The organism is Rhizobium sp. Rhizsp42 (assembly GCF_047304155.1).
GTDB lineage: Bacteria > Pseudomonadota > Alphaproteobacteria > Rhizobiales > Rhizobiaceae > Rhizobium.
Genome location: NZ_JBGLYS010000070.1, coordinates 1 through 11,166, shown reverse-complemented (window position 1 = coordinate 11,166; position 11,166 = coordinate 1). Strand labels below are relative to the sequence as shown.

The 11,166-nt window shown below is 64.0% G+C and carries 12 protein-coding genes; 6 read left to right on the top strand and 6 right to left on the bottom strand.

What is annotated here, in order from left to right; all coding sequences use genetic code 11:
• Nucleotides 1-23: 23 nt before the first annotated feature.
• The gene (locus ACCD05_RS30985; RefSeq protein ID WP_413397459.1) at nt 24-761 is read right to left on the bottom strand and encodes an SDR family oxidoreductase; all 738 of its coding nucleotides are present in this window, start codon (nt 759-761) and stop codon (nt 24-26) included.
• Nucleotides 762-911: 150 nt separating this feature from the next.
• On the opposite strand from ACCD05_RS30985, the gene ACCD05_RS30980 reads away from it, so the two are divergent.
• On the top strand, nt 912-1,799 hold the full coding sequence (locus ACCD05_RS30980) for an AraC family transcriptional regulator N-terminal domain-containing protein (protein ID WP_413397457.1): 888 nt from the start codon (nt 912-914) through the stop codon (nt 1,797-1,799).
• On the opposite strand, the gene cax is transcribed toward ACCD05_RS30980, so the two are convergent.
• A complete protein-coding gene (gene cax / locus ACCD05_RS30975; RefSeq protein ID WP_413397463.1) occupies nt 1,796-2,872 on the bottom strand; it encodes a calcium/proton exchanger in 1,077 nt (358 codons plus the stop codon). The two genes, ACCD05_RS30980 and cax, sit on opposite strands and share 4 nt — an antisense overlap.
• A gap of 255 nt (nt 2,873-3,127) precedes the next feature.
• Here cax and ACCD05_RS30970 point away from each other — a divergent pair, with 255 nt between their 5' ends.
• Nucleotides 3,128-3,400, top strand: a complete 273-nt coding sequence (locus ACCD05_RS30970) for a hypothetical protein (RefSeq protein WP_413397455.1) — start codon at nt 3,128-3,130, stop codon at nt 3,398-3,400.
• A gap of 21 nt (nt 3,401-3,421) precedes the next feature.
• Nucleotides 3,422-3,847 (top strand): potassium channel family protein, encoded by a 426-nt coding sequence (locus ACCD05_RS30965; RefSeq protein WP_209232849.1) that lies wholly within the window; start codon nt 3,422-3,424, stop codon nt 3,845-3,847.
• A gap of 4 nt (nt 3,848-3,851) precedes the next feature.
• Here ACCD05_RS30965 and ACCD05_RS30960 read toward each other — a convergent pair whose 3' ends face one another.
• Nucleotides 3,852-4,748 carry a DMT family transporter gene (locus ACCD05_RS30960; protein WP_413397453.1) on the bottom strand — a complete coding sequence of 299 codons (897 nt, stop codon included), beginning with the start codon at nt 4,746-4,748 and terminating at the stop codon, nt 3,852-3,854.
• Between the two features lie 173 nt (nt 4,749-4,921).
• On the opposite strand from ACCD05_RS30960, the gene ACCD05_RS30955 reads away from it, so the two are divergent.
• Nucleotides 4,922-5,812, top strand: a complete 891-nt coding sequence (locus ACCD05_RS30955; protein ID WP_413397451.1) for a LysR family transcriptional regulator — start codon at nt 4,922-4,924, stop codon at nt 5,810-5,812.
• A gap of 88 nt (nt 5,813-5,900) precedes the next feature.
• Here ACCD05_RS30955 and ACCD05_RS30950 read toward each other — a convergent pair whose 3' ends face one another.
• On the bottom strand, nt 5,901-7,835 hold the full coding sequence (locus tag ACCD05_RS30950) for a methyl-accepting chemotaxis protein (RefSeq protein ID WP_413397449.1): 1,935 nt from the start codon (nt 7,833-7,835) through the stop codon (nt 5,901-5,903).
• A 445-nt stretch (nt 7,836-8,280) separates the two neighbouring features.
• Between ACCD05_RS30950 and ACCD05_RS30945 the strand changes: the two genes are divergently transcribed.
• Entirely contained in the window at nt 8,281-9,027 is a 747-nt protein-coding gene (locus ACCD05_RS30945) for a TlyA family RNA methyltransferase (protein WP_413397447.1), read from the top strand.
• Nucleotides 9,024-10,274 carry a class I SAM-dependent RNA methyltransferase gene (locus ACCD05_RS30940; protein ID WP_413397445.1) on the top strand — a complete coding sequence of 417 codons (1,251 nt, stop codon included), beginning with the start codon at nt 9,024-9,026 and terminating at the stop codon, nt 10,272-10,274. The genes ACCD05_RS30945 and ACCD05_RS30940 overlap by 4 nt, the downstream gene beginning before the upstream one ends.
• 29 nt (nt 10,275-10,303) lie before the next feature.
• Here the strand turns inward: ACCD05_RS30940 and ACCD05_RS30935 are convergent, their stop codons facing one another.
• Complete coding sequence (locus tag ACCD05_RS30935; RefSeq protein ID WP_413397461.1) at nt 10,304-10,876, bottom strand: TetR/AcrR family transcriptional regulator; 573 nt, start codon at nt 10,874-10,876, stop codon at nt 10,304-10,306.
• Between the two features lie 109 nt (nt 10,877-10,985).
• Nucleotides 10,986-11,166, bottom strand: a 181-nt coding sequence (locus ACCD05_RS30930; RefSeq protein ID WP_413397443.1) for a hypothetical protein, incomplete at its 5' end; no start/stop codon positions are given.

Here is an 11,166-nt window from a genome sequence, read left to right as displayed (position 1 = left end):
GGCCGGGATTGTCGGCACCGTGTTCAAGGCGCTTGGACGGCCGTCGGGCGCACGACGATGTCGTTGACGTCGACGTCGGCGGGTTGGTCGATGGCGTAAAGGATGGCGCGGGCTATGGCGTCGGGTTTCAGCGCCACGGCGCGATAGGCGACCATGGCCTGAGCGGCGAAGGGTTCGGTGATGGTGTCGGCGAGTTCGGATTCGACCACGCCGGGATAGATGCAGGTGACGCGCAAGATCTTGTTTTCCTGCCTGAGGCCATCGGAAATCGCCCGTACCGCGTATTTGGTGGCGCAATAGACCGCCGCTGTCGGCGAAACGGCGAGGCCGCCGACGGAGGAGACGTTGATGATCTGGCCGGATTGCTGGGCGTTCATGATCGGCAGCACGGCCGCGATGCCATAGAGCACGCCCTTGATGTTGACGTCGATCATCCGGTCCCATTCCTCGACCTTCAGCGAGGACATCAGCGACAGCGGCATGACGCCGGCATTGTTGACGAGGACGTCGACGCGACCGAACTCGGCAATAGCGGCATCGACGAAGGCCTGCATGTCGGTGCGGTCGGTGACATCGAGCGCTCTTGAGATCACGACACCGCCCGCGGCACGGATTTCCTCACTCAAAGCGTCCAGGCGGTCGGTTCGGCGCGCGCCGATGACCAGTTTTGCACCGGCGAGGCCCAATTCGCGGGCCGTGGCGGCGCCGATGCCGCTGCTGGCGCCTGTGATCAGCACCACCTTGTTGTTCATATCGGTCATGTCTTGCTCCTCAAGCGATCTGTTGACCGACACAGGATCGCGCCGATAGCGCCTGTCGCGGTAGATGGCTTTTCCGGAATTCTTGCACGATCCTCCGAAATGGGATGATGGTCTCTTGGCAAAATGCGCGAGACGTCCGATGCTGGCACCATGGAAACAATTACCGATCTCGCCGCCCTGATCGATAGCCATGCCGGCGTGGATGGAAACTTCGACACCGTACTGCCGCGCGTCGGCGTTATACGATCCTCGGCGACGACGGAGCCGCTGCATACGCTCTACAAGCCCTCTTGCTGCATTGTCGCGCAGGGGCGCAAGCGGGCGACGATCGGCGATGCCAGTTATATCTACGATGCCGCGCATTATCTCGTGGTTGGTGTCGACCTGCCCGTTATCGGCGCGGTGATCGAGGCCAGTCCTGACGCGCCCTATCTCTGCCTGCGGCTGGAGTTCGACCGTACGCTTCTGAACGAGATGATCGCGGGATCACCAGCACGCGACGAGAACCCGGCGGCAGCGCGGGTGAGCGAAACGACGCCACGGTTGATCGATGCGGCGGCGCGCCTGCTTGGTCTGCTCGATGCACCCGAGGATGCGCCGGTGCTGGCGCCGCTTGTGGAGCGGGAGATTCTGCACCGGCTGATATCGGGACCGCAGGGCGGGCTGATCCGGCAGATCGCCAGCGGCGAAAGCCGGCTGAACCAGATCGGCCGGGCGGTCGATTATGTCTGCCGCAATTTCGGAAGCCCCTTCGCGATCGAGGAACTGGCGGATATCGCCGGCATGAGCTCGTCGTCCTTCTACGAGCATTTTCGGGCGGCGATGGCGATGAGCCCGCTGCAGTTTCGCACCCAGATCCGCCTGCAGGAGGCGCGTCGGTTGATGATCGTAGAAGGCATGACGGCGGCCGAGGCGGGGTTTCGCGTCGGATATGACAGCCCATCGCAGTTCAACCGCGATTATGTCCGCGTGCACAGGGAAACGCCGAAGCGGGATGTGGCGCGGATGCGCATATCTCCGAACCTCTCCGGATTCTAGGAAGCGGCGGGCGGCAGGAGGAACAGCGCCAGGCCGAATATGGCGTAGACGGCGAGCGCCAGCACGCCGACATACCAGGCGCCGCGCCCGCCATTGGAGAGCAGCGCGGCCGCCATCATGGCGAGGAACATCATCGCGACCGCGCCCGGCCAGAACTGCAGCGACATGGGCTCGGGGCCGATGAAATAGCTGACGATGACGAGAACGGGGGCGACGAAGAGCGCGATCTGCGAGGCGCTGCCCAGCGCGATGCCGACGCTGAGATCGAGCCGGTTGGCGCGGGCGGCCGAGAAGGCCGCGGTCATTTCCGCCGCCGCGCCGACGAGCGCCACGACGATGAAGCCGACGAAGGCGGGCGTCATGCCCATCTTCTCGGCCGCCGCCTGCACCGAGCCCACGAAGACCTCGCTGATGAACGCGACGAAGAGCGTGACCACGACCAGGATGATGATGCTGGTCGAAAGCCCCCAGCCGCCATGGTGCTCCTCGGCCTCGCCGACGCTGGCGAAGAGCTCGCGGTGGGTCTTGAGCGAAAACAGCATGCCCATGGCGTAGACCGCGATCAGGATCACGGCGAGGCCGAGGCTGAGCGCCTGCACCATCTCCGGCCCCTGATCGGCGCGGCTCACCAGCGAGGGGACGAACAGCGCGACGGTGGCGAGAAACAGCAGCGACGCCTGGAAGCGGGCGCTGACGCGATTGAACTCCTGCAGGTGATGCTTGAGGCCGCCGAGCAGGAAGGAGCCGCCGAGCATGAACAGCGTGTTGGTGACGATGGCACCGGCGATGGCGGCCTTGACCAGCAGATATTGCCCGGCCTGCAGGGCGGCCAGGGATATGACGAGTTCGGTGAGGTTGCCGAGCGTGGCGTTCAACAGGCCGCCGACGGCGTCGCCCGTGCGGGCGGAGACGGCTTCGGTCGCGCGACTGAGCAAGGCCGCGAGCGGGATGATCGCAAGGACGGAGAGGATGAAGAGCAGCGTGTGCGATTCCGGCGAGGCGATATCCGTCAGGATCACCACCGGCACGAAGACGAGCAACACCAAGAGCGGCGCGGCGCGAAGCTCGGCCATTGTTGCCTCGACCAGCCCCGAAGGCCCATGTTTGCGCTGAACGTTCTGCACGGCGGGCTCCATCCGGATTTTCGCGCGGATGAGCATAGGGGCTTGGCGACCGTCCTGCATTGCGTGCGATCAACGCTGCGCCGATATCGCTGCCTTTCCCGCGAAGGATTGATCCTGCGCAATGCGTAGGGTCCTGTGCCTGCTAGTTTGGCCGGGATGAAAGCGAGGGGTGTGGTTGGAATGCAGTCAGGAGCGGTGAGCGGAGTGCGGTACATGGTTGTGCCGGGCCGCCTTGGTCTCGTCGACGTCATCGACCAGACAACGGGCCTGCCCGTCGATGCCGGGGTGACGGCTGTGCTGCTTGAGCCGCGTGAAGCGAGGGAACTTGTGCGGTGGCTCCTTCACCGGGCGCATGCTGAGAGCAGTCGAGCCCATGCCGAAGGCGGAGGGCGGCGTTCGGCATGCGCCGCGGAAGACGTTCCGTTCTGTAGGCTCGCGCGTAGACGCAACGAAGCCGAGATCGCCGTGCAATATTGACCCACATCCATTGGAGGTCCGGTGCCCGTCAATTTTCTCCTTGCCACCGCGCTGATCGCGGCCACAGTCGCCATACAGGCCGTCTTCATGGAGATCGGGCTTCGCGCCATCCGGCATGCGGAGCCGGGATATCTCGGCCGCCATGCCACGATCGCTACCGTCGCCTGGGTCAGCTACCTACTCATTCCGATCAGTCTCGATATCTGCCTCTGGGCGCTTCTCTACTATCTGATCGGCGCGCTGCCGTCGCTTGACGACGCGATCTATTTCTCCACCGCCACCTTCACGACGGTCGGCTATGGCGATGTCGTGCTTGGCAAGGAGTGGCGGCAGATTTCGGTGTTCGAAGCGGTCAACGGCTGGATCATCTTCGGCTGGGCGACAGCGCTGATCATGGCGGTCATCCAGCGCCTTTATTTCCGGGACGGCAAGGCGAACGACGTGTGAGGTATCAGGCGCGCGAGGTCATGAAAACGCCGACCAGCGTGACGCCGAGACCGACGAACATCGTCAGCGTCAGTGGCTCGGAAAACAGCGCCCAGGCCCAGAGCATGGTGACCGGTGGGCTCAGATAGATTGCGGCGCTGACCTTGGCGACCGGGAAGAGCCGCAGGCTGGTGTAATAGACCGAATAGGCGGCGAAGGTGGCGATCAGCACCAGCCAGACCATGCCGATGGCAAAGTTTTGGGTCAGCGGCGGCGCGATGTCCCCCTGCATCAGTGCGCAGATACCGAAGAGCACCGAGCCGGTCAGCGTGTGGATGCAGAGGCTCTGATGCACCGGCATGTGGCCGACGCGCCGACGCTTGTGGAGCACCGAGGCGAGCGCGAAGATCAGCATCGAGCCGACGGTCAATCCGTAAGCCCAGAGCGGCGCCGAGCCGAAGCTGAGGCTATCGAGCGAGACGATCAGCACGCCGGCGACGGCAATCGCCGTGCCCAGCCACTGGCGGCCGCTCAAGCGTTCGCCGAGCACCGGTTGCGACAGGGTGGCGATGGCGAGCGGCAGCAGGTCCGAGATCAGCGCCACGAGGCCGGTGGGCACGCGCTGCTCGATCGCCAGCGCGAAGCCGCCGAGATAGAGGAAGACCGACATGACGCCGAACCACATTTGCCCGACGATCGCCTTCCACTGCATGCGCGGGCCGATGGTCAGGGCGAAGGGCAGCAGGATCAGGCCGGACAAAAGTGTGCGCCAGAACAGCACGAGCACGACGCTCGCCTCCTCGCTGGCATAGCGGATGCCGACGAAGCCGGAACTCCAGCCGATGATCAGCAATGTGGCCATCAGCGGCCATAGAAGGCGGTGCTGCTGCTTGGTCGTGGCGGTCAATGCGTGGTCCGTCATCGGTGATCCCTGTCATGCGTCTGCAATCGACCGCTTAAGCCATTGCCGCCAGCCAAGCACATGACAAATTTCGATCGTGGCATGACTTTCAAGCGAAACCAGTCATGGAAGTTTGCAAATGCCGGCTCAACATTGCATGCTCTGATCGGCAGGCAACGAAGAGACCGAGTGACATGAGCGACCTGAACAACCGGCGGCTGGAGATCGACGCCTTGCGCGCCATCTGGGCGATCCGCCATCACGGCGGCATCACGCGGGCGGCGGAAGCGCTTGGCCTGTCGCAATCGGCCGTCAGCCACAAGATCAAACGGCTGGAAACGAGCCTCGGCTGCGAGCTTCTGAACCGCAAGTCAGGCGCCACCGCCTTCACCACCGAGGGCGAGGAACTGCTGGATTATGCCGGCCGCATTCTCGGCCTGCACGACGAGGCGCTGCTCAGCCTGTCGAAGACGACGCTGGCCGGACGGATCGCGCTGGGCCTCACGGAGGATACGACCTGCTCGGCGCTCGCCCATATTCTCGGCCGCTTCCGCCGGCTGCATCCCGATGTGTCCGTGCGCACGCAGGTACGGATGAGCCTGGTGCTGCGGGCGATGCTCGAGCAGGGCGAGCTCGACGCGGCGATCGTGCAGGTCTTCGCTCACGAGGTGCGCCCGACCGATGTCATCCTGTTTCGAGAGACGCTGCACTGGGTGAAGCATCCGAGCCTGCTCCTGCCGCAGAGCACGTCCGTGCCGTTTCTCTCCTTCCACGACGATTGCTTCTACCGCCACTGGGCGCTCGATATCGGGCAGGATGGCGGGATCATGCTGGAGACGGTGTTCGAATGCGCGAGTGCCGCGGGGATTATCGCCGCCGTGAGCTCGGGTATGGGCGTGGCGCTGCTCAACGAGCGGCATTTGCGGCCGGAGATGCAGATCATCACCGACCGCTTCCCCGTGCCGCCCGATCTCGTCTACGTGGTCCGTCGCGGCCGCAAGGTGCGCAACGCAGCACTTGATACGCTGGTGGCGGAGATCGAAAGCGAGATCAGCCGGTATGGCGGATTGGCGCTGGCCAGCTGACGTTTTCGGCCAGTTGAGGTCCTGAACGCGAAAGGGGCCGCGCGATGCGCAGCCCCCTTCCCTTTCCTGTCGATGATCAGGCGTTCGATCAGAACTCCGACCATTCTTCCTTGACGGCCGCGGCACTTGCGCCGCCACCACCGAAGGCGCGAGCGACGCTGCGCTTCAGCGCATTGGCCGGCGAAGCCACCGGGCGCGAGGCCGCAGTAGCGGTTGCCGCGCGCGGTGCGGCGCGGTCGTTGCCGAGGTTGAACTGGCGCAGCAGATCGTCCAGCGCCATGGCTTCCTGGGCGAGCGAGTGGCTGGCGGCCGTCTGTTCCTCGACCATGGCGGCGTTCTGCTGGGTGCCCTGGTCCATGTTGTTGACGGCGGTGTTGATCTCCTGCAGGCCGATCGACTGTTCGCGCGTGGCGGTGACGATGGCGCCAACGTGGCGGTTGATCTCCTGCACGGCGCCGACGATCTCCGACAGAGCCTTGCCGGTTTCGCCGACAAGCGAGACGCCGGAATTGACCTGCGTGCCCGACGTGTTGATCAGCGCCTTGATCTCCTTGGCGGCATTGGCCGAGCGCTGGGCGAGCTCGCGCACTTCCTGAGCGACGACGGCGAAGCCCTTGCCGGCTTCACCGGCGCGCGCGGCCTCGACGCCTGCGTTCAGCGCCAGCAGGTTGGTCTGGAAGGCGATATCGTCGATGACGCCGATGATGTTGGAGATTTCGCCCGAGGACTTCTCGATTTCCTGCATGGCGGTGACGGCCTTGCGGACGACCTCGCCGGAGCGTTCGGCGCCGAGACGGGTGCGCTCGACGAGCTGGCCGACATCCTCGGCGCGCTTGGCGCTGTCGCGGACCGTGGTGGTGACTTCTTCGAGGGCAGCCGCGGTTTCCTCGACGGCTGCGGCCTGCTGCTCGGTGCGGCGGGCCAGATCGTCGGCTGCGGTGCGGATTTCGCCAGCACCGGCATTGATGGCGGACGCATTGTGGCCAACCGACTGCAAGGCCGCCTGCAGCTTCTCGACGGCGTGGTTGAAGTCGTTGCGCAGGCGGTCGAACTGCGGCGCAAAGGCGGTGGTGATGCGGATCGCGACATTGCCGTTGGCAAGACCGGAGAGACCGTCGGCGAGGTTGTCGATGGCAAAGCGCAGTTCGCTTTCCTCGCGCGCCTTCTGCTCGTCGCCCATCTGGCGCTGGCGTTCGGCGTCTCCACGCATGCGGTCGGTTTCGCCGGCCAGACGCAGCTTCTCGATCGCCGCGTTCTTGAACACCAGAACCGACTGCGCCATGCGGCCGACTTCGTCCTGGCGATCAAGTGCCGGAACCTCGATATCGTTCTGGCCACCGGCCAGACGACCCATGGCGGATGTCATGCCGACGATCGGGCGAACGATGCTGCGCGACAGCATCCAGGCAAGCACGACGGCCGCGAAGGCTGCGAAGATGCCGCCGAAGAGCAGCGTCATGTTGAGCGCCGCACTGGCATCGGCCTTGATGGCGGAAAGCGCTGCGGATTCATCGCGCGCGGCCTGCTTGATCTTGGCAGAGGCCTGGCGGAAGCCGTCGAGCTGGCCCTTGGTTTCGTTGACGCCGATCTTGACGATCTGGTCGATCGGCATGTCGGTTTCCTTGCGCGCCTTGCTCTGTGGCACGGCGAGCTGGTTGAAATAGAGGTCGGCGGCCTTCTGCATGGCGTCGATCTGGCTCACGAACTCGGTCTTGCCTGCGGCCGTCTGCTTGGCGGCGGCAATCGCGTTCAGCATGCGGTCGCGATTGTTGAAGAGATCGCCATAGGTGCTGTCGCTCTTGAAGAGCAGGAAGCCGCGCAGGTTCACGGCCTGCTCGAGCATGGCCTGCAGGGCGTCGTCGATCTGGTTGACCAGCAGCTCCGACCGCTTTTCCTCGATGGCAGCTTCCGCCACGGCGCCGGCCTTCGAATAGACGAAGGCGGAGACGGATACAAAGATGAGAATGAGAGCCGCGAAGGTCGCGGCGAGCTTACCGTTCAGGGACATGTTTCTAGCAAACATCAGTCGGTCTTTCCTGGGCGCCTGGCGCCATGGCAAATCGGGCACGCGTCAGCGCGTGCGGGGAAACTATCAACGAGGGAAAACATGATCGGCGGTGGAATTTCGGGCCATCATGGCGGACGCGGTTTTCGGCCGCTGCAATCGACGGCGACACTAGCCACGGAAAATTTAAAATTGTTTAAGTCGGCGCGACAACGGGTCGCAGTTTATTGGCTGCAGCCACTGAATTCTCGGGGATTCAACCCGTTTGACGTCTCATCATCACACGCCATCATAGCGCAGGTTGTAGGTCTCTTTTCACTTGGCTAGAGACCGCTAATTTTCCCATTGCTGTCGACGAGTGAGCGGGCACCGCCGATCCATGTGACATCAGAGGACTGCGGCGACGGCGGAGACAATCAACAAAAGGCTTGCAACTGATGGCATTGCCCGGCATGGACAGGCCATGTCCGATCAAAATACACAACGCATCGACCAGCTCCTCGTCAGCCTGGGTCTTTTTGCCAGCCGTTCGCGCGCCCGCGACGCGGTCAGCCGTGGCACCGTCAAGGTCGATGGCAAGGTCGTCACCAAGGCGGGCGCCGTCTTCGGCGAGGATGTCTCGATCGAAATCGATGATCCCGCGCAGGAATATGTGTCGCGCGCGGCGCTGAAGCTTGCGGCCGCACTCGATCACTTCAAGCTCGATCCGACGGGCCATCACTGTCTCGATGTCGGCGCCTCCACCGGCGGCTTTACCGAAGTGCTGCTCGAACGCGGCGCCGCGCATGTGACCGCGATCGACGTCGGCCATGGCCAGATGCATCCGCGGCTTGCCGAAAACCCCGATGTTACCAATATCGAGGGCCTGAACGCGCGCCATCTGGAGGCCGAGGATGTCGGCCATCCCCTCACCTTCATCGTTTCCGACGTTTCCTTCATCACGCTGAAGCTGGCGCTGGCGCCGGCGCTCGATCTCGCTGAACCGGGTGCTACGGCCGTGCTGCTGGTCAAGCCGCAGTTCGAGGCCGGGCGCGAGGCGATCGGCAAGGGCGGCATGCTGAAGGACCCGTCGACCGCGCCCACTGTTGCCGCCGAACTGGAGCGCTGGTTCGTCGAGGACATGGGCTGGACCAGCCTCGGCATGATCCCCTCGCCGATCTCGGGCGGGGACGGAAACCAGGAATATCTACTCGCAGGAACCAAGCCGTGAGCACTGAAACAGTCACCATCCAGAAGCTCGGCGCCCAGGGCGACGGCATCGCCAACGGCGCTGATGGCCCCGTCTACGTGCCCTTCACGCTGCCGGGCGAAACGGTCGCCATCGCGCGCGTCAAGAGCCAGGGCACGGTCATGTCGATCACCACGCCTTCCCCAGACCGCCAGGAGCCGCACTGTCGGCACTTCGGCCCCGATGGCGTCAACGGCACCTGCGGCGGCTGCACACTGCAGCACGCAGGTGATGCGGTCTATCGCGGCTTCAAGCGGCAGCTGGTGATCGACGCGCTGAAGTCCAAGGGACTGACGCCCGAGGTTGGCGAGCTTGTCGTCGCTCATCCCGGCGAGCGCCGCCGCGTGACGTTCGCCGCGCGCAAGACCGAGAAAGAAATGCTCATCGGCTTCAACCAGGCCGAAAGCCACCATCTCGTCAATATCGAGGAATGTCCCATCTCGTCGGCAAGCCTCATCGCGCGGCTGCCGGCGATCAAGGCGATTGGTGCGGCACTTGCCGTCAACGCCGAGGCGTTTCGCATCACCGTGCTCGAAACCGCGACCGGCCTCGACATCGCCGCTGACGGCCTGAAGAAACTCTCGGACCAGCAGCGGCGCAAGGCAACCGAGACCGTGCTCTCGATGCGCGGGATCGCGCGCGTCTCCGTCAATGGCGAGATTCTGATCGAGCCGGTGAAGCCGATGCTCGATTTCGGCGGCGTCCAGGTATCGCCACCATCAGGAAGCTTCACGCAGGCGACCAAGCCAGCGGAAGAAGCGATGTCCGAGCTGGTGCTTGCCCATGTCGGCAAATCCAAGCGCATCGCCGACCTCTTCGCCGGCACCGGAACCTTCTCGCTGCGGCTGGCGCGGATTGGCCGGGTGCATGCGGTGGAAAGCGAAGACAAGCCGCTTGCGGCACTCGACCACGCCGCGCGCAACACGCAGGGGATCAAGCCCGTCAGCGTCGAGCGCCGCGACCTGTTTCGCCGGCCGCTGATGACCTCTGAACTGAAGGTCTACGACGCCGTGGTCTTCGACCCACCGCGCGCGGGTGCCGAATTCCAGTGCAAGGAGCTTGCCCGCTCCACGGTCAAGAAGATCGCCGCTGTCAGCTGCAACCCGCTGACGCTTGCGCGCGACCTCGCCATTCTCGTCGAGGGCGGCTATCGCATCGCCTCGGTGACGCCGATCGACCAGTTCCTGTGGACCTCGCATGTCGAGGTGGTGGCGACGCTGGAGAAGTAAGCCCGGCGCGCCCGACTATCGGATAGAGCTCAGCTGTCGGTCCGCAAAAGGCCGCCGGCCAGATGCTTGAAGGCCTCGACAACCCTTTCCAGCACCGCATGCGGATCATCGGCCGCAGCGATCCATAGCGCTGCGTTGAGCGCCGCACCGTTGATCAGACGGGCGGCGGCTTCGGCATCCACGGGCTTGACGATACCATCAGCAATCAGCGCCTCGATGGTCTCAGTGCTGGTGCGCAGGCAGGCGGTCTGGTTCGGCCATTGCGAGGGATCGCCGAGCACGGCGGGACCATCGAGCAGCATGATCCGCTGGATCTCGGGCTCGAGCGCCATCTCGATATAGGCGATACCTTCGTTGATAAAACCTTCCCAGGGCGTCTTGCCCTTGGCCTGCGCTGCGCGCTGGCGCACCAGCATCTCGGCATCGATCTGGTCGATGACGGCCTGCAGCAGCCCCTTCTTGTCGCCGAAATTGTGATAGAGCGCGCCGCGCGTCAGCCCCGCTTCGGCGGTGAAATCATCCATCGACGAGGCGGCGTAACCCTTTGTGGCAAAAGCCTTTCGGCCGGCCGCGATGAGCTTTTCCCTCGTTTCCTCGACCATCTGCGCGCGCGTTCTCGCCGTCACCCTTGTCTCCGTAAATTAACATACGCGCCGTATGTGTATTGACATACGCCACGTATGCTTCCTATATTCACATACGGGGCGTATATCACTTTCGCCCTTGATCGTGAAGAGCAGAGATCCAGGTGACTGGAAAGCAACGTGTCGCGCCCTGTGGCGCGACGGCGGACGCCTTGGGCTTTGCCTTGTTGAAACAGGAGGTGGCATGAAAGATGCCGCGCCCGTTGAGAGAACGGATCAGTGAGATGCGGGTAATGATCGAGGGACAG